Raw genomic sequence first — 26,955 nt, forward strand, 5'->3', positions numbered from 1 at the left:
CGGTACGCAGTACACAGCCCGTTCCGTACGCCATGAGTTGGGGGAGCCGCCCATGCCATCGCCACCCACCGCGGGCCCGCGGCGCGCGGTCCCGGCCGAGAGGGAGCGGGTGATCGAGACCCGGGGGCTGACCAAGACCTACCGCGGCGGCCAGCTCGCCGTCGACGGCCTCGATCTCGCCGTACCGCGCGGCAGCGTCTTCGGCTTCCTCGGCCCCAACGGCTCCGGCAAGACCACCACCATCCGCATGCTGATGGGGCTGATCGAGCCGACCGCCGGCAGTGCGCGGGTTCTGGGCGAGCCCATGCCCGGCGCGGGACGGCGGGTGCTGCCCAAGGTCGGCGCCCTGATCGAGGGACCGGCGCTCTATGGCTTCCTCAGCGGCCGCGGCAATCTGCTGCGCTTCGACGCGGCCGACCCGACCGCCGATCCGCGCACCCGCGCCGAGCGGGTCGGGCAGGCCCTGGAGCGGGTGGGGCTGGCGGCCGCGGCCGGCAAGAAGGCGCGGGCGTACTCCCTGGGCATGAAGCAGCGCCTGGGGCTGGCCGCGGCCCTGCTCCAGCCCCGTGAGCTGCTGGTTCTCGATGAGCCGACCAATGGCCTCGACCCGCAGGGCATGCGGGAGATCCGGGCCCTGGTCCGTGAGCTGGCGGCGGACGGCACCACGGTCTTCCTCTCCTCGCATCTCCTCGACGAGATCGAGCAGGTCTGCACCCATGCCGCGGTGATGGCCCGCGGCCGGCTGGTCGTCCAGGGCACGGTCGCCGATCTGTCCGCCACCGTCCTCGGCTCGTCCGGCGGCGGGCGGCTGGCGGTGACGACACCGGATACGGCGGATGCGGCCCGCGTCCTCAAGGAGCACGGGGTGACCGATCTCGACGTCACCGGCGAACGGGTCACCGGAAACCTGCCCGTCCCCGCTTCCGCCGCCCCTCCCGCCGCCGACGGTCCCGCGCTCGATCTGGCCGATCTCAATGCCGCGCTCGTCCGGGCCGGCGTCCGGGTCCGCGGCTTCGGCGCCGCGCGGGCCTCGCTGGAGGACGTGTTCGTGCAGCTGACCGGGGAGGGTTTCGATGTCGCAGGCTGAGGCACCGGAGAGCGAGGTGCCGGGGACGGACAGTCCCCCGCGCCGGTCGCCGCGGCGATGGTCGCTGGGCCTGCTGCGCAGCGAGATCGGTACGACCTTCAGGCGCTGGCGCACCCTCGCACTGCTGGCGGTGCTCGCGGGCGTACCGGTCCTGGTCGGCATCGCGGTGAAGATCGAGACCGGCCATGGCGGCGCGTCGGGCGGTTCCGGCGGCGGGGAGGGCGGCCCGGCCTTCATCTCCCAGGTCACCAACAACGGCCTGTTCCTGGTCTTCACCTCGCTGGCCGTGACGCTGCCGTTCTTCCTCCCGATGGCCATCGGCGTGATCGCGGGGGACTCCCTCGCGGGCGAGGCCAACGCCGGGACGCTGCGCTATCTGCTCGTCGCCCCCGCGGGCCGCACCCGCCTGCTGCTGGTCAAATACGCCACGACGCTGACGTTCTGCCTGGTGGCGACGTTGGTGGTGGCGTGCTCGGCGCTGGCGACCGGCGCCCTGCTCTTCCCCCTGGGCAAGGTCACCCTGCTCTCCGGCACCTCCATATCCCTCGGCGAGGGACTGCTGCGCGCGCTGGTCATCGCCTGTGTGGTGGCGCTCTCCCTGACCGGTCTGGCCGCCGTCGGCCTGTTCCTGTCGACGCTCACCACCAGCGGTGTCGCGGCGATGGCGACCACGGTCGGTCTGCTGATCACCGTGCAGATCCTCGACACCATCCCGCAGCTGCACGCCATCCAGCCGTATCTCTTCCCGCACTACTGGCTGTCCTTCGCGGACCTGCTGCGCGACCCCGTCTACTGGGATCAGTTGCAGAAGGACCTGGGCCTTCAGGCGCTGTACGTGGCGGTGTTCGGCTCGGCGGCGTGGGCGCGGTTCACCACGCGCGACATCACTGCGTGACGCACGGGGTGTCGGCGCCCCGGGCGGCGGCCTCGCCCGCTCGGGCACCCGCGGCCGCGAGGGCGATCCGCGCCCGGCGGGCCGTGCGCAGTGCGTCCCAGGTCAGGAGGCACAGGGCCAGCCAGACCAGGGCGAAGCCGGTCCAGCGCTCGGGCGGCATCCGCTCGTGGAAGACGGTCAGGCCGAGGAGGAACTGAAAGGTCGGCGCCAGGTACTGCATCATCCCGATCGTGACCAGCGGCAGCCGCATCGCCGAGGCCCCGAAGCAGATCAGCGGCACCGCGGTGGCGATTCCGCAGCCCGCGAGCAGCAGTGCCTCCCCCGGGCCGCCGGTGACGAAGGCGGACTCCCCGCGGGCGCCCAGGTAGAGCAGAAACCCGAGCGCGGGCAGCAACTGGAGCGCCGTCTCGGCGCTGAAGCCCTCGATGCCGTCGAGCTTGATGCCCTTCTTGGCCAGGCCGTAGGTCGCGAACGAGAAGGCCAGGCCCAGTGCGATCCACGGCATCCTGCCGTAGGCCAGGGTCATCACCACGACGGCGAGGGCGCCGATGGCCACCGCCGCCCACTGGAGCGGCCGCAGCCGCTCGCGCAGCACCAGCACGCCGAACGCGATGCTCACCAGCGGGTTGATGAAGTAGCCCAACGAGGCTTCGAGCACGTGCCCGTCGTTGACGGACCAGATGTAGAGGAACCAGTTGGCCGAGATGACCAGGGTGCACACCAGGATCAGCCCGAGGCGCTTGGGCTGACGCAGCAGCGCGGGTATCCAGGCCCAGCGGCGCAGCACGGCCAGGAGGACGATCGCGACGGGCAGCGACCACACCATGCGGTGGGCGAGGATCTCCGACGGCGCGGCGGCGTCCAGCAGATGCCAGTACAGGGGCAGCAGACCCCACATGGTGTACGCGGCCAAGCCGAGGGCGAGTCCCGTGCGCTGATCGTTTCGAGACGGCATATCGCCCTCCCTGTGGTGCGGTGACGACTCAAGGAAGGTAGCGCCGCACGCCGCCGCTGTCATGCCCGTATCGCCATACGGTCATGGCGGGGGGAGCGGCCCGCGAGCGCCTTCGCGAGCGCATCCGCCCTACGGTGACACCGCGCGCCGCGAAATGCGCCGCCTCGGGGCCCGGCGGACGGCCAACCGCAGACGGGCACCCAGCACGCACAGATGCCCGTACGCAACGCCGTAAGACGTTCGCGTACGGGCACCCGTGGAGGTGGCGCAGAGTGGCTCAGCCGACCACGGTCCAGGTGTCGTTGCCGGCGAGCAGGGCGGCGAGGTCGCCCTTGCCTTTCTGCTCGACGGCGGAGTCGAGCTGGTCGGACATGAGGGTGTCGTAGACCGGGCGCTCGACATTGCGCAGCACGCCGATGGGGGTGCGGTGCAGGGTTTCCGGGTCGGCGAGCCGGGAGAGGGCGAAGGCCGTGGTGGGGGAGGCGGCGTGTGCGTCGTGCACCAGCACGCCGTCGGTGCCCTCCTCCAGGACGTCGATGACCTTGAGGTCGCCGGTGGCCGGGTCGCGGACCACGCCCTTGGAGCCCAGGCCGTCCGGAGCCGGGGCGCCGAAGCGGATCGGCTCGCCGTGTTCCAGGCGGATGACCGCCTCCAGGGCCTGGTCCTTGTCCTTGAGGACCTCGAAGGCGCCGTCGTTGAAGATGTTGCAGTTCTGGTAGATCTCCACCAGCGCCGTGCCGGGGTGGGCGGCGGCCGCGCGCAGCACCGAGGTCAGATGCTTGCGGTCGGAGTCGACGGTGCGGGCCACGAACGACGCCTCGGCGCCCAGGGCCAGTGAGACCGGGTTGAACGGTGCGTCCAGCGAGCCCATCGGCGTCGACTTGGTGATCTTGCCGAGCTCGGAGGTCGGGCTGTACTGGCCCTTGGTCAGACCGTAGATGCGGTTGTTGAACAGCAGGATCTTGAGGTTGACGTTGCGCCGCAGGGCGTGGATGAGGTGGTTGCCGCCGATGGAGAGCGCATCGCCGTCACCGGTGACGACCCATACGGACAGATCGCGCCGCGAGGAGGCCAGGCCGGTGGCGATGGCCGGGGCGCGGCCGTGGATGGAGTGCATCCCGTAGGTGTTCATGTAGTACGGGAAGCGGGAGGAGCAGCCGATGCCGGAGACGAAGACGATGTTCTCCTTCGCCAGGCCGAGCTCGGGCATGAAGCCCTGGACGGCGGCGAGGACGGCGTAGTCACCGCAGCCGGGGCACCAGCGCACTTCCTGGTCGGACTTGAAGTCCTTCATGGACTGCTTGGCCTCGGCCTTGGGCACCAGGGAGAGCGCCTCGATCTGTGCGGGCTTCTCCTCCGGGATCGTCTCAGTCATTGATGGCCTCCTTAAGGACCTCCGCGAGCTGCTCGGCCTTGAACGGCATGCCGCTGACCTGGGTGTGCGAGCGCGCGTCGACGAGGTACTTGGCGCGCAGCAGGGTGCTGAGCTGTCCCAGGTTCATCTCCGGCACGACCACCTTGTCGTAACGCCGCAGGACCTCGCCGAGATTCCTCGGGAAGGGGTTGAGATGGCGCAGATGCACCTGCGCGATGCGCTCCCCCGCGCCCCTTACGCGCCGTACCGCCGCGGTGATCGGCCCGTAGGTCGAACCCCAGCCCACGACCAGGGTGTTGGCCTCGCCGGACAGGTCGTCGACCTCCAGGTCGGGGACCTCGATGCCGTCGATCTTGGCCTGGCGGGTGCGCACCATGAAGTCGTGGTTGGCGGGGTCGTAGGAGATGTTGCCCGTGCCGTCCTGCTTCTCGATGCCTCCGATCCGGTGTTCCAGGCCCGGCGTGCCCGGGATGGCCCAGGGTCGGGCGAGGGTGCGCTCATCGCGCTTGTAGGGCCAGAACGCCTCGGTGCCGTCGGCCAGCTCGTGGTTGGGGCCGGAGGCGAACTGGACGCGCAGATCGGGCAGTTCGTCGACCTCGGGAATCCGCCAGGGCTCGGAACCGTTGGCCAGATAGCCGTCGGAGAGCAGGAAGACGGGGGTGCGGTAGGTCAGCGCGATACGGGCCGCATCCAGCGCCGCGTCGAAGCAGTCGGCGGGCGTCTTCGGCGCCACGATCGGCACCGGGGCCTCGCCGTTGCGGCCGTACATCGCCTGGAGCAGGTCGGCCTGCTCGGTCTTGGTGGGCAGGCCCGTCGAGGGGCCGCCGCGCTGGATGTCCACGATCAGCAGCGGCAGCTCCAGGCTGACCGCGAGCCCGATGGTCTCCGACTTCAGCGCCACACCGGGGCCCGAGGTCGTGGTGACCGCCAGCGAGCCGCCGAACGCCGCGCCCAGCGCCGCGCCGATACCCGCGATCTCGTCCTCCGCCTGGAACGTCCGCACACCGAAGTTCTTGTGCTTGGACAGCTCGTGCAGGATGTCGGAGGCCGGGGTGATCGGGTACGAACCGAGGTACAGCGGCAGATCCGCCTGCTTCGAGGCGGCGACCAGCCCGTAGGACAGCGCGAGGTTGCCGGAGATGTTGCGGTACGTGCCGGTCGGGAACGCCTTGGTGGCCGGCGCGACTTCGTAGGACGTCGCGAAGTCCTCCGTCGTCTCACCGAAGTTCCAGCCCGCCCTAAAGGCGGTGACGTTCGCCTCCGCGATATCCGGCTTCTTGGCGAACTTCGCCCGCAGGAACTTCTCGGTGCCCTCCGTCGGCCGGTGGTACATCCACGACAGCAGGCCCAGCGCGAACATGTTCTTGCTGCGCTCGGCCTCCTTGCGGGAGAGGCCGAACTCCTTGAGGGCCTCGATCGTCAGCGTCGTCAGCGGCACCGGGTGGACGTTGTACGCCTCCAGCGAGCCGTCCTCCAGCGGGCTGGTCGCATAACCGACCTTGGCCATCGGGCGCTTGGTGAACTCGTCGGTGTTGACGATGATCTCCGCGCCCCGGGGGACGTCGCCGATGTTCGCCTTCAGCGCCGCCGGGTTCATCGCCACCAGGACGTTCGGGGCGTCACCCGGGGTGAGGATGTCGTGGTCGGCGAAGTGCAGCTGGAAACTGGAGACGCCCGGCAGGGTGCCGGCGGGCGCCCGGATCTCGGCGGGGAAGTTCGGCAGCGTCGACAGGTCGTTGCCGAACGATGCCGTCTCGGAGGTGAACCGGTCGCCGGTGAGCTGCATGCCGTCACCGGAGTCGCCCGCGAAGCGGATGATCACCCGGTCCAGGCGCCGGACTTCCTTGCCCTCCCCACCGTCACCGGGCGCGCGCTGTTCGCCGACAAGCGCACCGTCGGTCTTCTCGGCTGGGCTACTGACCTGGCTGGTCACTGCTTCGGACCTCCCTCGAGGGGTGCGGCTTCCCCGCCGGAGGCAGGGCTCGGGACGCGTCGTACCGACCGGTCGTCCCCTCTCCATCGTACGTGGGTAAGGGTCGCCTTCCCTGGGGCGGTCACATAATGGACGCCGTAATGAGACACCGTACTGGCATGGTTTGTCATGAAATCACCGCCCCCGTCATCCCTTCTTCATGACGCTCCGGACTCGTCCAATGGTTCTAGGTCCGAGGTCCTGGTCCCCGGGCATCCCCTCTGCGGCGCCGCTACGGCACCTCTGCGGCCTGCATGTCTGACAGAGTGTCAGGTATATCAAGACTGGATTCAGGAGCCGAGGTACGTGAGCACCGCCAGCACCCGGCGGTGATCCCCGTCACTCCGGTCCAGGCCCAGCTTGAGGAAGATGTTGCTGACGTGCTTCTCGACCGCACCGTCGCTGACCACCAGCTGCCGGGCGACCGCGGAATTCGTCCGCCCCTCGGCCATCAGCCCCAGCACCTCCCGTTCCCTCGGCGTCAGACGCCCCAGCACGTCCTGCTTACGACTGCGCCCCAGCAGCTGCGCGACCACTTCCGGGTCCAGCGCCGTACCGCCCCCGGCGACCCGGACCACCGCGTCGACGAACTCCCGGACCTCGGCCACCCGGTCCTTGAGCAGATAGCCGATACCCCGGGTGGAGCCGGCCAGCAGCTCCGTGGCGTACTGCTCCTCGACGTACTGCGACAGCACCAGCACGCCCAGCTGCGGGTACTCGCGGCGCAGCCTGATGGCCGCCCGCACCCCTTCGTCGGTGTGCGTCGGCGGCATCCGTACGTCTGCCACCACCACGTCGGGCAGTGCATCCTCGGCCGCCAGCTCCCCGATCACCTTGATCAGCGCTTCGGCGTCTCCGATACCGGCCACGACGTCATGCCCGCGGTCGGTCAGCAACCGCGTCAGCCCCTCCCGCAGCAGCACCGAATCCTCGGCGATGACCACCTGCACCCTGTTCTTCATGGTTCTGGTTCCCCCGCTTCTCGTACAACCCCGGCTGAGGTTCCAGCATTCCAGCAGGGGGGTTGGTGCGGGGGAGCTGTGGATAACTTCCGCTTCCGGTCTCGGCTGCGGGGGTGGAGGCCGGCGGGCAGGCGTCCGTCCCGGCCTCGGTCCCCTCCCGGTCTCGGCCGCGGTCCCAGCCCCGGCCTCGCCCGTAGGGGAGCGGGTGCCCCTACCGTCCCCGCCACGGCAGCTCGGCCGATACCGAGGTCGGGCCCCCGTCCGGGGAATCCACCACCAGCAGGCCGTCCACCGAACCGAGCCGCCCGGCCAGCCCCGCCAGGCGGCCGCCCGCGTCGGTGGTCGCGCCGCCCTGGCCGTCGTCGGTCACCCGCAGTACGATCCGGTCCGCCGCCCGCCAGACGTCGACCGTGGCGCGGGTGGCCCGCGCATGCCGGGAGACGTTCTCCAGCAGCTCGGAGACGGTGACGTAGGCGAGGGCCTCGATCGCGGCGGCGGGCCGTATGGGCAGGTCGACGGAGGCGGCGACCGGCACCGTGCAGCGCGCGGCCAGCGCCGACAGCGCCGGGCCGAGCCCCCGGTCGGTCAGGATCGCCGGATGGATGCCGCGAGCCAGCGCCCGCAGCTCCCGGAGCGCGACCTTCACCTCGCCGTGTGCCTCGTCCACCACCCGCGCGGCGGCCTCCGGGGCGTGCGCCGACTTCTCTCGGGCCAGCTTCTCCTTCGCCAGCTCCAGGTCCCTCGCCAGCGAGGTCAGCCGGGCCTGCGCCCCGTCGTGCAGTTCCCGCTCGATACGCCGCAGATCGGCCGCCGCCGTATCGACCATCACCCCGCGGTCCGACTCCAGCTCCGAGACCCGCCCGGCGAGAGCGGACGGCCCCAGCAGTCCGCGCACCATCACCCGGTCCACCTGCGTCAGCCCGTGGACCAGCCAGGGCCCGGCCAGCACCATCAGCAGCCCGAGGGCGCTGACGCCCCCTATCTCCCCGGGCGAAGCGAGGTAGAAGCCATGGCCGTCGTGGTCGCCCCACACCTGGATGCCGGGCACTCCCAGATACGCGGGGAACGTCCACCGCCACAGCGGATAGCTCAGCAGGGCCCAGCCCACGGACCAGAAGACCGTGGCGAGCACGAAGGAGAACAGCGCCCACGGGAAGTGGAAGAGGCAGTAGAGCAGGTGCCGCCAGGACACACCGCTCTTCAGGACGGCCCCTATCCACCCCAGCGGCCCCGGTTTGGCGGCCCGCACCGGCGCCGGCTCGGCGACCTCCAGCCCCAGCAGCGCACGGGCCCGGCCGCGCTCCACCACCCCCAGCGCCCGGCAGCCCGCCAGCCCGCCGGCCAGCACCACGATGCCCAGGAACGTGATCAGCAGCCCGGCGCCGGTCGCGATCACCGCCACCGCATAGGCAAACAGCAGGGAGGCGATCGGCAGGCTGAGAAACAGATAGAGGAATTCGCGCCAGGCCCACCCGGAGAACGGGGCGCGCAGCCCCACGGGCACGTGGGAGCCGCGGGGTGGGGAGGGTGCGTGTGCGAGGTCCATCGTGTGGTGGTCCGTCCGTCTGTCCGTTGGTGTTCCGCTACGACTGGTGTTCCGCTACGACCAGCGTCCGCGGCCGGCGCCGCCCGCGCCATGAGGCTCAGCACCCTCTTCACCTGGGGTTATCCCCACCATCGCCGGACCTGTGGGCGAATGCTGTGCCGGCCCGTACGGACCGATCCCTCGGCGCGTGCCCGTCACCGCGTGCCCCTCAGCGCGTTTCCGTACGCGCCATACCCACACGCCCCGTCCCCGCCCGCCCCCGCCACGGCAACTCCGCCGTCACCCGCGTCGGCCCGCCCATCGGCGAGTCCAGTACGAACCGCCCGTCCACCGACCCCAGCCGCTCGGCGAGCCCGGCCATCCCGCTCCCGCCGTCCAGCCGCGCCCCGCCCCGCCCGTCGTCCGCCACCCGGATCAGCAGACGGTCCCCGACCCGCCGCACCTCCACCGACGCCCTACGCGCCGCGCTGTGCTTGGAGACGTTCTGGAGCAGCTCGGAGACGGTGAAGTAGATGATCCCCTCGATGGCGGGCGCGGGCCGTTCGGGCAGGTCCACGGAGGCGGCGGTGGGCACCGTGCAGCGCCCGGCCAGCGAGGCCAGCGCCGGGCCGAGCCCCCGGTCGGTCAGGATCGCCGGATGGATGCCACGGGCCAGATCCCGCAGCTCCTGGAGCGCCAGCTTCACCTCGCCGTGCGCCTCGTCGACCATCGCCGCCGCCGCGTCCGGGTCCTCCAGCAGCTTCTCCTTCGCCAGGCCGAGCCCCATGGCCAGCGCCACCAGCCGGGCCTGCGCCCCGTCGTGCAGATCCCGCTCGATACGCCGCAGATCGGCCGCCGCCGTGTCGCTGACCGTCATCCGGTCCGCCTCCAGCTCGGCGATCCGCCGCTCCCACTCGTCGGGGGGCGCCAGCAGTCCACGCACCATCGCCCGGTCCACGTTGGACAGCCAGCGCGCCAACCAGGGCAACGCCGGCCACCCCACGAGAAGCGCGACCAGCGTGACCACGAAGCTGAGTACGGCCCAGGGCAGCCGTACGAACGCGAACAGCGCATGCCGCCAGGCCACCGGATCCTTCACACCCGCCCACAACCAGGGGAAAAACCCCCGCTCGCGCGCTCGCAGCCGACTCGGCTCCTCGATGCGCACCCCGAGCAGGCGCCGCGCCCGCGCCCGTTCCAGCTTCCCGTACCACCGGCACGCCACCAGGCCACTCGCCAGCAGCGGCAGCCCCACGACGGTGACGGACAGCCCGATACCCAGCGCCAGCCAGACCACCAGCACCACGAACGCGAGCACGTTCAGCGGCAGGTTGAGCAGCAGATAACCGATCTCCCGCCACGTCCAGCCGCTGAGCGGTGTGCGCGGCGGCGGAAGCGGGGCGTCGCCTGAGGAGGCGTCAGTGGTGCCGTCGCAGGAGCCGTCAACTCTTCCGTCACCGGCGCTGTTGGGGGAGCGTTCCGTCATACGCCCAGCCTGCCCGGCCGGGGGCCCGGCTGCCATGGGGCGGCCGGGGAGCCGGGGGTGGGGTTTTCCCCATCATGGCTGGGCGGTCCGCCTTCTTCTGAAGCGACCGTCGACGGTGGCGGCGGCCTGCGGTCTCCGTATGCCGTCCTGCCGTCGACAGGTCAGCCTCCTGGACTGGCGCTCACGGCCGATGGCAAACGGCCTCGACGTTGTTCCCGTCGGGGTCGCGGACAAAGGCTCCGTAGTAGGACTCGTGGTATTCCGGCCAAAGCCTGGGCGCGTGCAGGACCTCGGCGCCCGCCGAGAGAGCCGCTGCGTAGAAGCCGTCCACGGCGGAGCGGTCGGCCGCGGAGAACGCTATGTGCAGCTCGCGTGCAGGCGCGGGGTCGGTCGCCGGAACCAGCCACAACGGGTGGCCCGTGACCCCGAAGCTGATGTTCTCGCCGAACTGCTTCTTGCGCTCGCCACCTAACGGAGCGAGCACGGCGTCGTAGAAAGCGGCGCTGGCCGCGATGTCCTGTACCTGGATGGCGACATGATCCAACATGCGTCAACCCTCCTCTTCCGCACGGGGGTTGTCGTGTCATTTTCCCTTCGTCCGCTCGCCGACCGGGCGCAGCGGCACCGGCCCGCGCGGCCCTCTAGCGGGGCAGGGCGTTCGCGAAGGCGAGCACCTCCTTCGAGCACCTCCTTGTTGTAACGGTCCGGATCGCTCATGTAGAGGCCGTGTCCCGCGCCGTGAGGTGGGCTCCCGTCATACGCCCAGCCCGGCGAGGGCGATCTCGGCCCAGACGGTGTGCCCGTCGTCCGTCCTGTCCTGTCCCCACCGCTCGCTCAGCGCCGCGACGATCGGCAGTCCGCGCCCGCGCTCCCGCATCGCGCTCGGCCCTTCGCATACGACCGCCCGGCCTTCTCCCTCGTCGCTCACCCCCACCCTCACCACCGGGCCCGAGCGCGTCAGCTCGACGACGAGGAAACGGCTGTCGCTGTGCTCCAGCGCATTGGCGACCAGCTCTCCGGTGACCGCCTCCAGGTCGTCGGCCGCTCCCCGGGGCAGCCGCCACGACCGCGCCACGTCCCGTACGAAGCGACGGGCGGCGCCCGCGGAGACGAGCTCCCCACCGGGCAGCGAGGCCAGCGCCGAGGCCGTCGGCTCGTCGAGGTCCTCGCCCGACTCGTCGTCATCCGCGGGTGCGAGCCGGATCCCCCGGCTCTCGGCAATGAACAGCGCATCGTGCAGCGCCTCCACCAACTGTGCGCAGAGGCAGCGGAGTTCGGCGACCGCTGCCGGCCCGCACTCCGCGAGGACCCTCCGCCCGTGCCCGAGCACCCTCCCCGCGAGGCCGAGCTGCACGGCCTCGATCCGGTTGGCCAGCCGCGATACGGGTCCGGTGCCGTCGGTGGACAGATAACAGGGCCGTCCGTCTCCGGTGGTCCGGGGCAGCACCCGCACGTCCGGGTCGTCGCCGTTCATCGCGCCGCCTCCGCGACGAGGGTGTGGAGGTAGGGGCGGACCAGCGCGGTGGCGTCGCCGTCGATGGGGATGTCGACGGCGTACGGGCCGGGGCGGCGGATGCGGTGGGTGGTGTTGCAGGCCGGTGGCGTGGGGCGCACGGGGCGGGGTGGGTGTCCGGACGATGTGGCGCGGTGGCGGCCGCGGGGGGCGAAGAGGGTTTGGAGGCGCGTGAGGGTGCGGTGGATGAGGTCGGTCATCTTCTCCACTCCTAGGTTCGGGTTGCGCACAGTGGTCGCATGTGCCCGTGCCGTGACATCTCCTAGCGTGGGAGCCGAAAATTTTCGGCGCAATATTTCGGTGAAAATTTGAGCCTGAAGGGTGAAAGCTGGCATATGCCGAGGGAGTTGACGTGTGTACAGTCGCTCGCGAGAGGTGGTGGTCGACTCATGGCGGACGCCAAGCCGACGCTGATGCGCAGGCGACTGGGGCTCGCGCTCCGGGCCCTCCGTCAACGTTCGGCCCTGAGCCTGCAAGAGGCGGCGGAGCGGCTGGGGATGTCCGGCCCGCCGGTTCTCAGCAAGATCGAGAACGGCAAAATGCGGGTGCAGCCTGCTGCCTTGGATGGATATTTCACCACCTACGGCGTCGCGGACGAGCGGCGGAAGGGCGAGATCCGAACGCTGGCCAGGATGGCGTCCTCGTCGCGCAGTGCGAATCTGTTCAACCAGTACCGCGGTGCCGTTCGTGATCCGTTCGCCGATTACCTGGAGCTGGAGGAAGTAGCCACTCACGCCGACTGGTACGCATCCCAGTTGGTTCCTGGCCTGCTTCAGACCCCCGACTACGCTCTCGCGGTTGTTGAGGGCAGCGGTAAGTGGCATACGGCTCGCGAGGTTCGCACCTTTGTCGAACTCCGTATGCAGCGGCAGCAAGTGCTGCGCCGCGAACGGCCGTTGGAGATGTGGTGCATCCTTGACGAAGCGGCGCTCCGCAGGCAGATGGGAGGTGCTCGGGTCATGGCTGAGCAGCTGCGTCATCTTCTGGAGACCGCGGAGGAAGTCGCTGGCGTGAACGTGCAGGTGCTGCCGTTCAGCACAGGCGCTCACACCGGGATCGACGGAGCCTTCACCGTCTTCCGATTCGACGCCGGCGACCCGCTGGTCGTCGTGGAATCCCTGACCACCTCCCAATATCTGGAGGAGGACGCACATGTGGGGCGCTACGACGTGACCTTCAACCACCTGCGTGCGCGGGCACTCGACACAGTTCCCTCGCGCGACTTCATCCATAAGCTCATCAAGGAGGAAGCGTGACCATCGAGATACGTGCGAGCGCCGCCCAATGGCTCAAGAGCAGCTACAGCTCGGGTGGGGACAACTGCGTCGAGGTAGCAAACCTCCCCGCCCTCAGCCGTGTCGCCGTCCGCGACTCCAAGGACCCGGACGGCCCCGTCCTGGCCTTCCCCACGCCCGCGTTCGCGGCGTTCGTCGGGCGGGTCCGGGGTACCGACTGACGGCCGTCGTCCCCCATAGCGACCGGAAACCGGTGGATTGTCAGTGGCGTCTGGCATGGTGAAGGTGTTGCTTCGTCCGCCGACGCAATCGGTTTGCGTGCGCTGGTGCGGTGCCGGTTGGGTGGTGGACAAGGACGGCAACGTGAGGGGCCAGGGGGCTCGTAGGTCAACGGGGAGGGTGAGCAGCATGGGGCTCAAGTTCGACATGGGCAGCCAGACGCTGTCGACGCTGTCAGGGCAGACGCAGGGGTCGTCGGAGGACCTTGGCGCGCTCGTCAAGCAGCTGGTGGCGGCGGCGCAGCCGTTGGAGGGCAAGTTCAACGGTGCGGGCAAGATCGCCTTCGACAATTTCAAGCGCAATTCGGACGAGATCGCGGCGTCGCTGAACGGTGCTCTGCGGTCGATCCTGGGCGGTCAGAAGGGCATGGACCGGTCGTTCGTCGCCGGTGAGCACGAGGCCGCGGACAACGCACGGCAGTCGATGTCGTCGGCCAACTTCGACGCGGCCCGTTTCTCAGGCCGCTGAGCCGACAGCCCATACACGGCACAGTCAAGGCAAGAACCGGTAGGGGAGCGAGCCCGTGGGGCTGCCGCCGGTTTCCACGGGGAGGATGAGGACATGACGGCTGGCGCGGACCGGCGGAGCTATGACACGGGTGCCTCGGCCGAGGCGCAGACGAATCTGCAGTCGGTGATTGCCCGGCTGGAGTCCCTGATCGGTGAGCGTGACCGCCAGGTGAAGGCGGCCATGGCGGACTTCTCCGCCGATGGGGTGTCCGAGCAGTACCACGGTGCCGAGCAGCGCTGGAACCGTTCGGCGACCGAGGTGCGCTCGATCATCCATCTGCTGCGCTCGACGCTGGAGAAGAACGACGGCACGGCGCACACGGCGTTGCAGCGGGCGAAGGCCGCGGTCGACGGCATCGGCTGACGCCATCGGCGGCATGCGAGCGTCCATCGGTGGTTGAGGTTGCACGTACGGGCAGGGGGGAGCCTGGCCCGGGGGATGGGAGCGGTAGGGATGACGGGGTGGGACCTCACGCCTTCGGGCGTGAACCATGTGCTGGACAAGACCAGCCGCACGGCAGGCGAACTGGGTGAGCAGATCTCCGCGTACGGCGGCCCGAAGGGCGATCTTCTCAAGGCCGCCCACGCGGTGGGCACACTCCAGATGGCAGGTGAGAAGCCGCCGTCCGGTCACCCCGGCCCGGACGGCAAGCCCGCACCGACCGGGCTGCTGGCCAGCGCCCTGGCCGAGTTCGCCGCAAAGACGCAGGACGATCTGACGTTCCTGCTGGCCCGGACGAAGAAGTCGGTGGACGGCGCGGCGAACGCGGCGCGCGAGTACCTCGAGGGCGACGAGCGGATGGCCTCGCATGTGCTGCAACAGGCCGTAAAGGCACCCGACCTGCACCCGCACAAGCACGCCGGCCACGGCCACGGCAGCGCACACGACCACGGCGGTCGGCACGACGACGGCGGCACTCACGCCCATGGCGGCGGCGGAAAGTAGGGGGACTTACACGTGAGCGCCGACCACATCGATCCGTCCGGCATCCTCACCTACACGGGCAACTTGGAAGAGGTGGAAGCGCGCGCCAAGGCGCTGAAGAAGGAAGCGGGCGCGATCCGCGACAAGGGCGCGGATGTCCACTCTTCCTTCCAGGGGCTGCGGGCGTACTACTCGGCGCCGGAGGCGGAGCAGCTGTTCGCCTCGACCAAGCCGGTCGCCACCAAAGCGCATCACTTCGCCGACGAGCTGGAGAAGGTCGGCGCAGCCCTGGACACCTTCGCGGCCGAGGTACGCCCGCTGGTCGCCAGGCTTCACAAACTCGAAGGAGCTGCGTCCCACTTCGTCGCCGACATCAAGCAGGACGAGGACTGGCAGTACGACCCGGTCAAGGTCGCCGTCAACAAGCAGCTGATTCAGGAGGTCTCCGCGACCGTCCAGGCGTTCTGGGCGGCGGAGGTGGCGGCCGCCAACAAGATCACCGCTCTTGTTTCCCACGGCACCCACTGGACCCTTGGCGACGGTACGAAGAAAAAGGGCGGCCACACCTACGGCCTGACCAAGGAAGCGATGTCCTCGGCGGGCGATACGCCGTGGGGCAAGGTCGTCGACCAAAAACGCCACTGGTACGACCCCGGTGCCGTGGTCAGCTGGGTCAAGAACTTCGTCTGGGACGGCACCGTCGTCGACGGCATGTGGGGCACCCTCAAGGGACTGTGGTCGCTGACGCCGTGGGGCGACAACTTCGGCGCCGCGTGGAAGAGCATGGGCCACCTGGCCACCGTGACAACCGTGCCACTCCTGCTGCCCCTGGTTCCCCTGCTCCCCGATGGCAGCGTCAAGTCCTGGATGACGGACAGCATGAAGACGAGCGTTGAGGTCGGCAAGTCCATGGTCGCCTGGGACCAGTGGGACAAGAACTCGGGCCGGGCAGCGGGAGCATCGTTCTTCAACATCGGGACCCTGATCGCCACCCGTGGCGGCAGCGGCGCCGTCAAGACGGGCGCCGAAGCGGCCGGGGCGGGCGCCAAGATCGCCAACGCGGCCGCCCGGGTCGGCAGAGTCACCCACTACATGGACCCGACCACCCACATCGTCAACGCCGTCGGCGCCGCCGCCAAGCTCACCAAACTCGATGCGGCGATCGGCAGCGCCTTCAAGGCCGTCAAAACCAGCACGGCCCTCGACCACCTGCGCGAGACCTTCACCGTCACCGCCAAAACCAGCCCCTCAGGCGCGGTACACCTGCCCAGCGGCCAGCCCGTGCACCTGGACGGCCCCCTCCCGGACCTGCCCCCCGGCAAAACCGCCATCCACCTCGCCGACGGCGCCGGCAAGGTCCCGCCGGGCTCGATGATGTACGACCGCAACACCTTCCTCACCCCGGACAGCAAGGTGGTCGACGCCCACGGCATCCCCAAGACGGGCTCCGACGCGATGGCCGAGCTGTCGGCGAAGAACCGGGCAATTCTGGGCAGCACCCCGCCCGAGAAGGCTGATGTACCAGCAGTTCACGAGCTGGCCCGTGTCGGTGCCGATGTGCCTGCGTGGACCGAGGCCACGGTCCGCGCAGGAGACCTGGGAAACCCGTCTTCAAATGGGCCGGGCGCCGGTGACACCACGGCCAGCGCACAGCACGATGCGCCGAGTCCGAATGGGCCGGGTGAGAGCAACGCACCTGAGAGTATTCCTGGGCACAGTTCGGGAGGGCACTCTTCGCTGGACTCGTCTGTTAGTTCAGGGGGCGTCCATGATCCAGTACATGGCGGAACCAGCGTCGACGGATCAAATGGCGGAAGTTCGGCTGTATCGGATGGGCATACGCCCGATCCTGGCGGCGTTCCTCACGTTCCGGACGGTGATGGCGACGTCGTGGTGCCCGTAGAGGCGTCAAATGAGGGGCACTGGGGCCCGAAAGACGTGGAAGATCAAATTAATAAGCTTGACGATCGGCAAGGTGGCGAGGGCCACGCACCTGGTCGCCACCTCTATCCAAAAGATGATGCCCTGATCCGGCGTTTGGGTACTCCGATGGCCGACGGAAGCGGAAATCTGAAACTATACGGACCGGCCTCTCCTAATGTCGGACACGTGAAGTCGGAAAACAACGTAGATCCGCTGACCGGAACAACGACTGACGGAGTTTCGGGGGGTGTGCACAGGGTTGGCGGGTGTGCCACGCGTTTCGATAATGCGGAAGACCTGGTGAAGGTAGACGCTTATGCCCGCAAGTACATAGCGGAGCACGGAACCCCGCCGAGCCACGAAATCCCTATCTCCGGCATATTGGGCCCGGATGGACATAAGAGGCTGTCTGGATTCTACCGAAACCCGCAAAAGCCAAGCGAATTTCTGCCCGTCGACTTCGAAGGCGGGACGATTAAGGCGGTATACAAGTACAAGAAGGACTACGGGTACTACCTCGTCACGATGTATCCTAATCATGCACCCGGTCGGCATCCATAGCATTGGCGTACTGATGAGTAGAGAATTCGAGAACTTTGTTCAGATCTATCTTGATCTCGAATGTGCGTATGACACAAAGGAGGGATTGCATGACACTCTTCACTCCTTCAAGCCCTCCTATGTGGAGGCCGTCCGGAAAGAGATGGAGGCTGTCCTTGGGGAACGCAGTATGTCCCTGAGTGACTATGAGGGTCTGACGTCTATTGAATTCGAAGATGAGGACTCTCTTTATGAGTACCTGGATGGTATCTACCGGCACTTGTTTGGCGGGCTGAGTCACCAGCCGGCTCCGCCTGTCTAGTTCATGAAACTCGCCTCGGGATCGTCGGGGCAGATGGACCCCGGTGGCTGGCTCCTTTGAGCCGCAGGGCTTCCGTTGCCAAGCTGGATCGCCGACCACGTGGTGGACACCCCGCCGCACCCGCGCCGTATCGTGTCCCCGCAGGGAGCAGGGGAGAGCTGAGGAGGGGCGCCGTGGCGCGGGACTACGACAGTCAGTTGTTGGAGTCGGTTTCCGTGCGGCGGCGGAGGTTGCGGGATGCGTTGATGTTCGGGGGGCAGCGGACTCGGCGGAGTCTGGATGAGAGTTTTGGGAAGGTTTTCGGGGGGATTGCGCTTGCGGCCGTGGTGTGTGCCGGGTGTGTGGGGTGGTCCTTCGTTGCGGCCAAGATGGGGAGCGGGGCGCGGGTTCCCGGGGTGGGTCCGAATCCGGTAGGGGCGACGAGTCCGACGGGTCCCATGGGCGGTAACGCGGGGAATTCTTCGGCATGGTGAGTGTGAGTACGGGAGTGGCGGGGATGGAGTCGGGAGCCGTGCCGCGGACCGTACTGAGTCGGGTGACGCTGGTCGGGGAGCGGCGGCGGGTTGATTTGGTGTTGCCCGCGCAGGAGCCCATTGGCGTGTTGCTGCCGGATATTTTGCGGCTGCTGGGCGACCGGCCGGGCAAGGAGCCGTTGTTGCGGCGGTTGGTGACGGCCGAGGGGGCCGTGCTGTCGCAGGATGACTCGCTGGGATCGGCGAATGTGCCGGACGGAGCGGTGCTGCGTCTCGTGCGGGAGCACGAGACGCCGGCGGCGCCGGTGGTGCATGACGCGACGGATGTCGTTGCCGATGACTTGGATGTGCGGAGCTGGCGTTGGGGGGCGCGGAGCCGGAGCTGGACGGCTGGGGCGGCGAGTGTGGTGCTGGCCTTGGTTGCGGGGACGGCGGCGGCCAGTTGGTACGGGCCGGGTGACGCCGCGGTCTGGCTGGGTGTGGTCGGTGTGCTTGCCGTGGCTGTCGGAGCCATCAGTGGGTGGCTCGGGCGGCGGGCGATGGGGACCGCGTTGGTGCTGGTGGGGGGTGCGCTCGGCGCGCTCGCCGCGTGGGAGGCGGCGTCGACGGGTGCGGTGCGGCTGGCGGGCGTCGGGCTGTCCGTCGCCGCGGTGCTGGCGTTGCTCGGGGTGTGTACGGAGCTGGGGCGCGGTGGGCTCGTCGGGGCGGCGACGGTTGCGTTGGCGGTGGGCGCCTGGGAGGCCGGGCTGGCGGTGACCAGCGTGGCGCGTACGGGCGTTGCGCTGGGCGTGGTGTCGGTGGTCGTGCTCGGATATCTGCCGCGGCTGGCGCTGATGGCGGCCGGGCTGACGCGGCTTGATGATCAGCGGTCCGGTGGTACGCCGGTGAGTCGGCATCAGGTGGCGACCGCTCTCGGGGCGACGCATCGTGGGCTTGCGCTGGCCACCGTTGCCATGGCGCTCTCCGCCGGTGCGGCGGGGGTGCTCGCCCTCGGCCCGGGGGACGGCTGGTCGGTCGCTGCCGGGGCCCTGTTGTGCGTCGTGATGCTGTCGCGGGCCCGTGCCTACCCGCTGGCGGTCGAGGTCGTCGCCCTGCTGGCCGCCGGGACGGCCGTGGGGGTGTGTTTGGTGATGCGATGGGCGGCGGCGGGGACGGGCGATCGTTCGGCCGCGCTGGTCGTGTTGTGTGTGCTGGCGGTGCTGCCGCTCGGGGCGCTCGCGGTGCGGGTGCCGGAGCATGTGCAGGTCCGGCTGCGTCGGCTGGTGAATCTCGTCGAGTCGGTCAGTGTGGTGGCGCTGATCCCGGTGGCCCTCGGGGCGTTCGGGGTCTACAGCCGGCTGCTGCACACGTTCTGAGCCGGAAGGCGGCGAGGGAGCATGGCAGCAGACGGAGACGGAGTACGCGGAGCTGGCGAAGGGAGCGGGCCGGTGCAGGGCGACTGGCAGCGCGATCTGTTGCGCGAGCTCGGTGGGGGAGCGGGGACGAACGCGGGAGCGGGGGGCGAGGGCGGCCCGGCGACGCTCAACCTGTCGGCCGCGGAGATGAAGGCCGCGCTGGCGACCGCGGACATGACCACGGACGCGAACGCTGACGCAGCTGCGGGAACGACCGGGGGCGCAGCTGCGGGAACGACCACGGAAGCGACTGTGGAGGCGGGGGCAGCGACCGCGGAAGCGGGAGGAGCGGCGCCTGCCGCTGCGGGCACCAGTGTGTGGGACAGCCCCACGTCCTCCTCCAGGGCGGAGCCGGTCATGGGCACGGCCGGCGCCGCGGCACCCGGCCGACCCACGCCGTTGACGCCGACGCCGACGCCGACATCGGCATCGGCATCGACGCACACCACCGGGTCCGCGCCGGGCGGTCCGGTGTACCCGCCTGCGCCCCCCGTTCCGCCGTCGGCGCCCTTCGTTCCGCCGCCGGCGCCGCCTGCCGCCGCGCCACAGCAGGACCCTGCGGTCGCGCACCACGCCGTTTCGGTCGCGCATCACGCCGCCCCCGGCCCCATGCCTGCCCCCAACCCCATGCCTGCCCCCAACCCCATGCCTGCCCCCAACCCCATGCCCGCCCCCGTTCCGGCCGCGCGCCCCGCACCGGAAGCCATAGGGGAAACGGCGCCCGCCGCACGCCCTGCACCGCAGGCCGTACCCGAAGCCATACGGGAACCGGCCCCCGCTCCGGCTCCCCACGCCGCGCCTTCCCCGCACCCCGCCGCGCCCACCCCACCCCACGGCTCCGCCCCGCCACGCAACACCACCCCCGCCCGCCGCTCCACCCCCACCCCCGTCTCCGTCCCCGTCGTCCCGCCCGAGCTGGACGCCCTGCGGCACAAACCGCGGCACGGAGACTCCATAACCCAGCGGGCGGGGCGGGCCGTGCGGCGGGCGATCGCCTCGTCGCCCGTGGCCGAGACCGCGGACGTCACCCAGGCCGCGTACGCCATCCAGCAGCCGGTGACCACCGGCCGGCAGCTCTCCGTGACGAGCATCCGGGGCGGCGCGGGCAAATCCACGGTGGCGGCGCTGTTGGCCCTCACCTACGCGCACTACCGCGCCGATCCGGTGCTGGCCCTCGAAGCCGATCCGGCGCTCGGCACGCTGCCGCACCGGCTGGGTGCGCGGGAGGTGCGCTGGTCGGGGACGGACCTGGCCGGGATCGTCGATCCCTCGATGCTGATCACGGACCTGACGGGGTATCTGATTCCGTTCCCGGGCGGTGGCTGGCTGCTGCCCGGGAGTCAGGGCGCCATCGGCACCAGGCTGGAGATCGACACCTACCGGGTCGTGATGACGTCACTGCGGCGGTACTTCGCGACCACCGTCGTCGACTGCGAGACCCTTCCCGCCGAGGTGGCGCGTACCGCCCTGGTGACGACGCAGGCGCGGATCATGGTCTCCCCGGCGACCCCGGAGGGAGTGGCCGCCACCCGCTCGGTCCTGGACTGGGTCGGCGGGGTGCACCCCGGGTTGCTGCCCACGACGGTGGTGGTGCTCAACCAGATCGCACCCGATACCGGGCTCGATACGCGGAAGGCCGCCGACCTGCTGGGCGCCGGCGGCGCAGCGGTGCTGCCGCTTCCGTACGACCGCCATCTCGCGGCGGGCGGGGCGATCCGTACGGAGCTGCTCGGCGAGCGGACGCTCCGGGCGGCCGCGCGGATCGCGGCCGAGGCGATGAACCGCGCGGTCTCCCGAGGACAGCGCCGCCCGGCGCCGGGCCACGGCGCCCCGTCGACGCACGGCACCCCGTCAGGCCCGTCGAGCCCGTCAGGCCCCTCGGCCCCCACAGGTCCGCCGGCCCCCACAGGCCCTTTGGCCCCCTCCACCCCCGCCAACCCCTACGGCGGTCCGCCCCGGTGAGTACGCGTATGGTGCACCGCCCGGCCCGTACCACCCGGCCGCTGCCGGGGCCGGTCGAGCGCAGGATCGAGCCGCCGCCCAACCTTCCCGAGGGCAAGTCCGGTTCGGTGGCGACATCGCTGCTGCCGATGGCCGGCGTGTGCAGTTCGGTCGTGATGATGACCATCGTCCGCAACAGCCAGTTCGCCGCGCTCGGCGCGATCGTGCTGGTGGTGGCGGTGCTCGGGGGCGTGTTACTGCTCTTCTCGCAGCGTGGGCGGGCGCAGCGGCAGCGGCGCACCCAGCGCGAGCGGTATCTGGAGTATCTGGAGGGGCTACGCGAGGAACTGGGCGCCGAGGACCGCGCCCGGCGGGCGGCGGCCCGGGTGCTCGCCCCGCCGCCGGAGGCGCTGTACGACCTGGTGCGCGATCCGGCGCGGCGGTGGGAACGGCGGCGTACGGACGCGGACTTCCTGGAGGTGCGCGTCGGGACCGGCTCGGTGCCCGTCCGCGTGCTCACGGTGGAGCGGCAGGGCAGCAGTGTGCTCACACCGCCCGATCCGTTCATGCTCAATGAGGCGGCCGGGTTGCAGGAGCGGTTCGGTACGGCGTCGGAGATGCCGCTGACGGTTCCGCTCGACCGGGCGGGCAATGTCACCGTCGTCGGCGAACGGGACGCGGTGCTGCGGGCCGTGCGGACGCTCGTCGTGCAGGCGGCGGTCTCGCATGCGCCCGATGACGTGGCGATCGCCGTCGCCTGCCCCGAGGAGCGGCTGGCCGACTGGGAGTGGGCGAAGTGGCTGCCGCATGTGCTGGATCCGACGGAGTGGGACGGTCCGGTCAGCGCCCGTCGTATCGCCACCGGCACCGCGGAGCTGGGCGCCTCTCTCGCCGCCGAGCTGCGCGAGCGCGCGACGTACGCGGCGGAGGTGCGCCGCGGGCTGGCGGGCAAGGACGCCCTCGGGCTGACCAAGAGGCTGCTGGTCATCAGCGACGGGTATGGAGAGGCGGCGCGCGAACTGCCGCGCCCCGATGAGGCGGTGGCGCTCCAGGACATGGGCGTCACCGTGCTGCATCTGGTGGCCGAGCAGGTGGAGGAGCCGGGGGAGGTGTCGCTGCGGGTGACGGTCGCGGGCGGGAGGCCCGGGGGCGTTGCGGTGCAGGACCTGCGGCAGGAAGCGGACCCGGGAACGCCCCCCGTACACGGCACCCTGGACGACGTCACCGCCGCCGGCGCACACGGCCTGGCCCGGATGCTCGCCCCGTTGCGGCTCTCCGCGGAGTCGGCCGCCGCGGGTACCCCGCTGTCCGGCCCGGTGGACTTCACCGAACTGCTGGGCGCGGCGGACCCGCGCGAGCTCGATGTGCCGAGGCTCTGGGAGCCGCGCGGGGAGCAGGCGTTCCTGCGGGTGCCGATCGGGCTGAACGACGACCGCGAGCCGGTGCTGCTCGATCTGAAGGAGTCCGCCGAGCTGGGCATGGGGCCGCACGGGCTGTGTGTCGGGGCCACCGGATCCGGGAAGAGCGAACTGCTGCGCACGCTGGTGCTGGCCCTGGTGGCCGGTCATCCGCCCGAGGACCTGTCGATGGTGCTGGTCGACTACAAGGGCGGTGCCACCTTCGCACCGTTCGCCGCGTTGCCGCATGTCGCGGGCGTGATCACGAACCTGGAGAACCGCGCGGGACTGGTCGAACGCGTCCACACCAGCCTCGCCGGGGAGGTCAGGCGCCGTCAGCAGGTCCTCAAGGACGCAGGCGATCTGCCCGATATCTCCACCTACCGCGCCGCCCGTGCGCAGCGGCCCGAACTGCCGCCGCTGCCGCATCTGTTCGTCGTGATCGACGAATTCGGCGAACTGCTCACCGCAAAGCCCGATTTCATCGATCTGTTCCTCTCCATCGGCCGGATCGGCCGGTCGATCGGGGTGCATCTGCTGCTGTCCAGCCAGCGCATCGAGGGCGGCAAGCTGCAAGGGCTGGACACCTATCTCTCCTACCGGCTGGGGCTGCGGACGTTCTCGCCGGACGAGTCGCGCACCGTGCTGGACACCCCCGACGCCTTCCATCTGCCGCCCATCCCCGGCTTCGGCTATCTGAAGGTCGACACCAGTCACTACGAACGCTTCAAGGCGGGCTATGTCTCGGGGCCCTGCCGCGGCCCGGTGGCGCAGGACGACGCCGACGAGGGCCCGGCCGTGCTGCCGTACCCCGCGTACAACACGCTCGCCGTCCCGGAGTCCGGGACGTCCGGGGGCGGCACCGCGCCCGTGCCCGCGCGGCGGACCGCCGGGCCCAGCCTGCTGTCGGTGATGGTCGGTCAGCTCGCGGACGCGGCGCCGCCGGTACCGCAGATCTGGCTGCCGCCGCTGCCGGACGCCGTTCCGCTGGACGCCGCGGCGGGCCCGCTCGCCATGGACGGCACCCGCGGGATGCAGCTGGCGCGCCGCCCGCACGAGCCGATGCAGGTGCCGCTCGGCCTGCTCGACGATCCGGCCCGGCAGTGGCAGGGGCCCTGGACCGTGGATCTGACGGCCGCGGGCGGGCATCTCGCGGTCATCGGCGGCCCGCAGAGCGGCAAGACGACGCTGCTGCGCACCCTCATGCTGTCCCTCGCGCTCACCCACACCCCGCAGGACGTCGGCATCTACGGGCTCGACCTGGCCGGCGGCGGGCTGCCGGGCATGGCCGGACTGCCGCATGTCGGCGGGATCGCCGGCCGGATGGACCGGGAGCGGGCCGCCCGTACGGTCGAAGAGGTGCGGGCGATGCTCACCGCCCGCGAAGAGCTCTTCCGCGCGCACGGCATCGACTCCGTCGGGCAGCTGCGGCGGATGCGCGCCCGGGGTGCCCTGGACGGCCTGCCCGGTCTCGCGTCCACCGACATCGTGCTGGTCGTGGACGGTTTCGGCGAGCTGCGCGAGGAGTTCGAGGAGCTGGACGAGGCCATCGGCGATCTGCTCAAACGCGGCAGCGGATACGGCATCCACGTGGTGGCCGGGATGCTGCGCTGGAACGACGTACGGATCGCGGCGCAGTCCGCATTCGGCAGCAAGATCGAACTGCGGCTGAACGACCCCGGCGAGTCCATGATCAGCCGGAAGCTGGCCGAGACCCTCGCGCCGGAGGAACGCGGCCGGGCGCTCACCGACGCCAAGCTGTTCGCGCAGGTCGCGCTGCCCCGTATCGATGCCCTCGGCACGGTCGACGACCTCGGCGAGGCGGCCGAAGCGGCGGTACGGACCGTGCGCGCGGCCTGGAGCGGGGAGGAGGCGGCGCCCGTACGCGTACTGCCGGCGCACCTGCCCGCGGCCCGGCTGCCGCTGCCGGCCGAGGAGCCGCGGCGGGTCCCGCTCGGCCTCGACCAGGCGGCGCTGCGGCCGGTCGCCCTCGACCTGTTCGGCCGGGACCAGCATCTGCTGGTCTTCGGCGACGGCGAGTGCGGGAAGACCAATGTGCTGCGGCTGGTGACGCACGGGCTGATCGAGCGCTACGGCGACGACGAACTGGTCTTCGCCGTGATGGATCCGCGGCGCCAACTGCACAGCCTGGTGCCCGAGGAGTACCGCGGCGGGTATGCGCACAACGCGCGCCTGGCGACCGGGCTGTCCTCGGCCATCACCCAGGAACTGCACAAGCGGCTGCCCGACGATGCGGTGCCGCCCGAGGTGCTGGCGGCGGGCGGCGCGACCTTCACGGGCCCGCGCATCGTCGTCCTCGTCGACGACCACGACGTCCTCGCCTCGGCGGGCGCGCAGCCGCTGGAGCCCTTCCTGCCCTATCTGCCGTCCGCCGCGGACATCGGGCTGCACTTCGTCCTCGCCCACCGGGCCGCCGGTGCGTCCCGTGCGCTGTACGAGCCGTTCCTGATGACGCTGCGGGAGAGCGGGACGTCGGCGCTGGTGATGGCCGGTGACCGGGGGGAGGGGCAGCTGTTCCCCGGCGTGTACCCGTCCGACCAGCCCGCCGGGCGCGGTGTGTTCGTTCGGCGCGGCGAGCGCGGCCGTCTCATCCAGACGGCCATGGCGGCTGAGCCGGACCCTGCCCCCGGGGAATCCGGGCGGGCGGCCGAGAGGAATCGGGCGGCCGAGAAGAACCGAGAGGAACGGGCCGGCGCGTGACGACGGATGTGATCGCTCTGACCGAGCGGATGCCGGATGTGTGGGCGGTGGCGGCCGGCCTGATGGCGGGCGGCCCCGACTCCCAGGTGTCCACCGAGGCCGACGGCGCGGTGCTCCAGCTGTCGGACGGCGAGGGCAGGCCGCTGGCCTCCATCGAGGCGCCCCTTCTGGTGCACACACCGGGCGAGGCCGCTCGGCTGCTCGGGCCTGAGTACGCGGCGGTGGGGCAGGGGCGCCCGCTGTGGTGGACGGAGATCCGGGCGGCCACCGGTGCGCGGGGCGCCGACCGGCTCGCCGGGGTCATCGCGAGCCGCCTGGTGGGCCGGCTGGGCGGGGCGGTGTGGCCTCGTACGGCCGCCGTCGAGGAGTACGGGGCGGCGGTCCCCGACGTCGCCGCGACCGACCGGCAGCCCACCGGGCAGCCCGCGGTCGATGTCCTCACCGACCGGGCGGCCGTGATCATCCTCGACCGGCCGGTGGTCGCCATGACGGCCTGGCTGGCGGACGCGGTGCGGGCGACGGCCGGCGAGCGCGCGCTCCAGATCGTCACCCCGCCCGGCGCGCGGCTCACCCTTCCGGTGCGCACGGCGCTGGCCGGGCTCCCCAACCGCTGGGTCGTCCAGGACGGCGAGGGCGGCTACTACGACGGCCTGTCCGGCTCCGCGGTGGAGTGGAAGGACGGGCAGTTCACGGCGGACGGTGTGGTGGCGGACGCGTTCGTCCGCGGGACGTTCGCGGAAGGGGCGCCAAAGCGCGGGGAAACGGCCGCCGGGCCGGGCGGTCCCGCGCCGGGCGGCCAGCTCCTGCTCTCGTTGCGCACCCATCACCCCGCCGACGACGATCTGCTGCTCGGCGGCGCGCTGGAGGACATCTGGCAGCACGTCACCGGTGCCCCGCCGGCCGGCTGGGGCACCGAGGAACCGGCCGCCTCGCGCTGGTCCCGCAAGGAGCTGACGGCCCTGGTCCGCGAGCGCGCGCCCGAGCCCACCTGGCTGGTGGCCGTGGGGCAGCCGGAGCGGCCCGCCGTGGCGACGCTGCGGGTGCGGCGGACGAGCGAGGGCGTGGAGGAGGACGTGACGGTGGCCTTCGGCTTCTCCGGTGAGACGGACGTCCCACTGGGTGAGCTGCCCGCGCTTGCCGAGCGCCTGGTGGTCCGGCACGGCCTGGAATCCCTGCTCGTCCAGCAGCGCGCCGCGCGCCGCGATCTGAGCGTGCCGGCGCAGCTGGAGATCCCGCCGCTGCCGGTGGCGTTCGTCCTGGGGAGCGAGGCGGTCCGCGAGACGGGGGTGGCCCGCGCCCGCCGTTCGCCGCTGCCGGACCCGCCGCAGCAGCTCGGCCCGGCGGCGACGGCCGGTTTCCACTACCCCCTGGGCACGGGCGGCGCGGAGGCCCTGGAGCGGCTCATGGCGTATCTCCGGCCGCCCGGTGCGGCGGACGGCGGGCCCGAAGCCGGAGGCGCTGCCGCCCGCCCCGCGTCCGAGGAGTGAGACACCTCCTGAGACAAACCGGCCCGCCGTCTACGCTGC

22 protein-coding genes are annotated in these 26,955 nt (G+C 70.8%); 13 read left to right on the top strand and 9 right to left on the bottom strand.

What is annotated here, in order from left to right; all coding sequences use genetic code 11:
- Nucleotides 1-52: 52 nt before the first annotated feature.
- Both SNA_RS36990 and SNA_RS36995 read left to right on the top strand, forming a co-directional pair.
- On the top strand, nucleotides 53-1,087 hold the full coding sequence (locus SNA_RS36990) for an ABC transporter ATP-binding protein (RefSeq protein ID WP_044368759.1): 1,035 nt from the start codon (nucleotides 53-55) through the stop codon (nucleotides 1,085-1,087).
- On the top strand, nucleotides 1,074-1,982 hold the full coding sequence (locus tag SNA_RS36995; RefSeq protein ID WP_030069718.1) for an ABC transporter permease: 909 nt from the start codon (nucleotides 1,074-1,076) through the stop codon (nucleotides 1,980-1,982). The genes SNA_RS36990 and SNA_RS36995 overlap by 14 nt, the downstream gene beginning before the upstream one ends.
- Here SNA_RS36995 and rarD read toward each other — a convergent pair.
- The 9 genes from rarD to SNA_RS37040 form a co-directional block, all read right to left on the bottom strand.
- The gene (gene rarD / locus SNA_RS37000; protein WP_044368761.1) at nucleotides 1,972-2,937 is read right to left on the bottom strand and encodes an EamA family transporter RarD; all 966 of its coding nucleotides are present in this window, start codon (nucleotides 2,935-2,937) and stop codon (nucleotides 1,972-1,974) included. The genes SNA_RS36995 and rarD overlap by 11 nt on opposite strands.
- A 277-nt stretch (nucleotides 2,938-3,214) precedes the next feature.
- Nucleotides 3,215-4,312 (bottom strand): 2-oxoacid:ferredoxin oxidoreductase subunit beta, encoded by a 1,098-nt coding sequence (locus tag SNA_RS37005; RefSeq protein WP_030069713.1) that lies wholly within the window; start codon nucleotides 4,310-4,312, stop codon nucleotides 3,215-3,217.
- The gene (locus SNA_RS37010; protein ID WP_030069711.1) at nucleotides 4,305-6,245 is read right to left on the bottom strand and encodes a 2-oxoacid:acceptor oxidoreductase subunit alpha; all 1,941 of its coding nucleotides are present in this window, start codon (nucleotides 6,243-6,245) and stop codon (nucleotides 4,305-4,307) included. Before SNA_RS37010 ends, SNA_RS37005 begins: the two co-directional genes overlap by 8 nt.
- 329 nt (nucleotides 6,246-6,574) lie before the next feature.
- Nucleotides 6,575-7,246, bottom strand: a complete 672-nt coding sequence (locus SNA_RS37015) for a response regulator transcription factor (RefSeq protein WP_030069709.1) — start codon at nucleotides 7,244-7,246, stop codon at nucleotides 6,575-6,577.
- Between the two features lie 211 nt (nucleotides 7,247-7,457).
- The gene (locus SNA_RS37020; protein ID WP_044368763.1) at nucleotides 7,458-8,792 is read right to left on the bottom strand and encodes a sensor histidine kinase; all 1,335 of its coding nucleotides are present in this window, start codon (nucleotides 8,790-8,792) and stop codon (nucleotides 7,458-7,460) included.
- Nucleotides 8,793-9,000: 208 nt separating this feature from the next.
- Nucleotides 9,001-10,257, bottom strand: coding sequence for a sensor histidine kinase (locus tag SNA_RS37025; protein ID WP_078970469.1), 1,257 nt, complete (start codon nucleotides 10,255-10,257; stop codon nucleotides 9,001-9,003).
- 181 nt (nucleotides 10,258-10,438) lie between these two features.
- Complete coding sequence (locus SNA_RS37030) at nucleotides 10,439-10,804, bottom strand: VOC family protein (RefSeq protein ID WP_030069702.1); 366 nt, start codon at nucleotides 10,802-10,804, stop codon at nucleotides 10,439-10,441.
- A 207-nt stretch (nucleotides 10,805-11,011) separates the two neighbouring features.
- Nucleotides 11,012-11,731, bottom strand: a complete 720-nt coding sequence (locus tag SNA_RS38995; RefSeq protein ID WP_063894114.1) for an ATP-binding protein — start codon at nucleotides 11,729-11,731, stop codon at nucleotides 11,012-11,014.
- The gene (locus tag SNA_RS37040) at nucleotides 11,728-11,970 is read right to left on the bottom strand and encodes a hypothetical protein (protein WP_052809032.1); all 243 of its coding nucleotides are present in this window, start codon (nucleotides 11,968-11,970) and stop codon (nucleotides 11,728-11,730) included. The genes SNA_RS38995 and SNA_RS37040 overlap by 4 nt, the downstream gene beginning before the upstream one ends.
- A gap of 189 nt (nucleotides 11,971-12,159) precedes the next feature.
- Between SNA_RS37040 and SNA_RS37045 the strand changes: the two genes are divergently transcribed.
- The 11 genes from SNA_RS37045 to SNA_RS37095 all read left to right on the top strand — a co-directional run bounded on the left by SNA_RS37045 (nucleotide 12,160) and on the right by SNA_RS37095 (nucleotide 26,916).
- Entirely contained in the window at nucleotides 12,160-13,026 is an 867-nt protein-coding gene (locus SNA_RS37045) for a helix-turn-helix domain-containing protein (RefSeq protein ID WP_030069697.1), read from the top strand.
- Entirely contained in the window at nucleotides 13,023-13,226 is a 204-nt protein-coding gene (locus tag SNA_RS37050) for a DUF397 domain-containing protein (RefSeq protein WP_030069695.1), read from the top strand. The genes SNA_RS37045 and SNA_RS37050 overlap by 4 nt, the downstream gene beginning before the upstream one ends.
- Before the next feature lie 187 nt (nucleotides 13,227-13,413).
- Nucleotides 13,414-13,752 carry a hypothetical protein gene (locus SNA_RS37055; protein WP_030069693.1) on the top strand — a complete coding sequence of 113 codons (339 nt, stop codon included), beginning with the start codon at nucleotides 13,414-13,416 and terminating at the stop codon, nucleotides 13,750-13,752.
- Nucleotides 13,753-13,845: 93 nt separating this feature from the next.
- A complete protein-coding gene (locus tag SNA_RS37060) occupies nucleotides 13,846-14,157 on the top strand; it encodes a pore-forming ESAT-6 family protein (protein WP_030069691.1) in 312 nt (103 codons plus the stop codon).
- 90 nt (nucleotides 14,158-14,247) lie between these two features.
- Nucleotides 14,248-14,739 (top strand): DUF6507 family protein, encoded by a 492-nt coding sequence (locus SNA_RS38775; RefSeq protein ID WP_275042046.1) that lies wholly within the window; start codon nucleotides 14,248-14,250, stop codon nucleotides 14,737-14,739.
- Nucleotides 14,740-14,751: 12 nt separating this feature from the next.
- Complete coding sequence (locus SNA_RS38780) at nucleotides 14,752-17,202, top strand: hypothetical protein (protein ID WP_051877526.1); 2,451 nt, start codon at nucleotides 14,752-14,754, stop codon at nucleotides 17,200-17,202.
- A 474-nt stretch (nucleotides 17,203-17,676) separates the two neighbouring features.
- Nucleotides 17,677-17,976, top strand: a complete 300-nt coding sequence (locus SNA_RS44580; RefSeq protein WP_078970470.1) for a hypothetical protein — start codon at nucleotides 17,677-17,679, stop codon at nucleotides 17,974-17,976.
- A 23-nt stretch (nucleotides 17,977-17,999) separates the two neighbouring features.
- Entirely contained in the window at nucleotides 18,000-19,331 is a 1,332-nt protein-coding gene (gene eccD, locus SNA_RS37080) for a type VII secretion integral membrane protein EccD (RefSeq protein ID WP_030072112.1), read from the top strand.
- 684 nt (nucleotides 19,332-20,015) lie between these two features.
- Nucleotides 20,016-21,332, top strand: a complete 1,317-nt coding sequence (locus SNA_RS37085) for a CpaE/TadZ family protein (RefSeq protein ID WP_241779993.1) — start codon at nucleotides 20,016-20,018, stop codon at nucleotides 21,330-21,332.
- Nucleotides 21,329-25,429, top strand: coding sequence for a type VII secretion protein EccCa (gene eccCa / locus SNA_RS37090; protein ID WP_078970471.1), 4,101 nt, complete (start codon nucleotides 21,329-21,331; stop codon nucleotides 25,427-25,429). Before SNA_RS37085 ends, eccCa begins: the two co-directional genes overlap by 4 nt.
- Nucleotides 25,426-26,916: a DUF6177 family protein gene (locus SNA_RS37095; protein WP_044368766.1), complete on the top strand. Its 1,491-nt coding sequence runs from the start codon at nucleotides 25,426-25,428 to the stop codon at nucleotides 26,914-26,916. The genes eccCa and SNA_RS37095 overlap by 4 nt, the downstream gene beginning before the upstream one ends.
- Nucleotides 26,917-26,955 lie beyond the last annotated feature (39 nt).

It is taken from the genome of Streptomyces natalensis ATCC 27448 (assembly GCF_000935125.1).
Lineage (GTDB): Bacteria > Actinomycetota > Actinomycetes > Streptomycetales > Streptomycetaceae > Streptomyces > Streptomyces natalensis.

Coding starts and splice junctions, on each gene's coding strand:
- SNA_RS36995 (WP_030069718.1), top strand. CDS start 1,074: ATGTCGCAGGCTGAGGCACCGGAGAGCGAGGTGCCGGGGACGGACAGT.
- SNA_RS37025 (WP_078970469.1), bottom strand. CDS start 10,257: ATGACGGAACGCTCCCCCAACAGCGCCGGTGACGGAAGAGTTGACGGC.
- SNA_RS38995 (WP_063894114.1), bottom strand. CDS start 11,731: ATGAACGGCGACGACCCGGACGTGCGGGTGCTGCCCCGGACCACCGGA.
- SNA_RS37055 (WP_030069693.1), top strand. CDS start 13,414: ATGGGGCTCAAGTTCGACATGGGCAGCCAGACGCTGTCGACGCTGTCA.
- SNA_RS37040 (WP_052809032.1), bottom strand. CDS start 11,970: ATGACCGACCTCATCCACCGCACCCTCACGCGCCTCCAAACCCTCTTC.
- SNA_RS37015 (WP_030069709.1), bottom strand. CDS start 7,246: ATGAAGAACAGGGTGCAGGTGGTCATCGCCGAGGATTCGGTGCTGCTG.
- SNA_RS37030 (WP_030069702.1), bottom strand. CDS start 10,804: ATGTTGGATCATGTCGCCATCCAGGTACAGGACATCGCGGCCAGCGCC.
- SNA_RS37085 (WP_241779993.1), top strand. CDS start 20,016: ATGCCTGCCCCCAACCCCATGCCCGCCCCCGTTCCGGCCGCGCGCCCC.
- SNA_RS36990 (WP_044368759.1), top strand. CDS start 53: ATGCCATCGCCACCCACCGCGGGCCCGCGGCGCGCGGTCCCGGCCGAG.
- eccD (WP_030072112.1), top strand. CDS start 18,000: ATGGAGTCGGGAGCCGTGCCGCGGACCGTACTGAGTCGGGTGACGCTG.
- SNA_RS37045 (WP_030069697.1), top strand. CDS start 12,160: ATGGCGGACGCCAAGCCGACGCTGATGCGCAGGCGACTGGGGCTCGCG.
- SNA_RS37020 (WP_044368763.1), bottom strand. CDS start 8,792: ATGGACCTCGCACACGCACCCTCCCCACCCCGCGGCTCCCACGTGCCC.
- rarD (WP_044368761.1), bottom strand. CDS start 2,937: ATGCCGTCTCGAAACGATCAGCGCACGGGACTCGCCCTCGGCTTGGCC.
- SNA_RS37060 (WP_030069691.1), top strand. CDS start 13,846: ATGACGGCTGGCGCGGACCGGCGGAGCTATGACACGGGTGCCTCGGCC.
- SNA_RS37005 (WP_030069713.1), bottom strand. CDS start 4,312: ATGACTGAGACGATCCCGGAGGAGAAGCCCGCACAGATCGAGGCGCTC.
- SNA_RS38775 (WP_275042046.1), top strand. CDS start 14,248: ATGACGGGGTGGGACCTCACGCCTTCGGGCGTGAACCATGTGCTGGAC.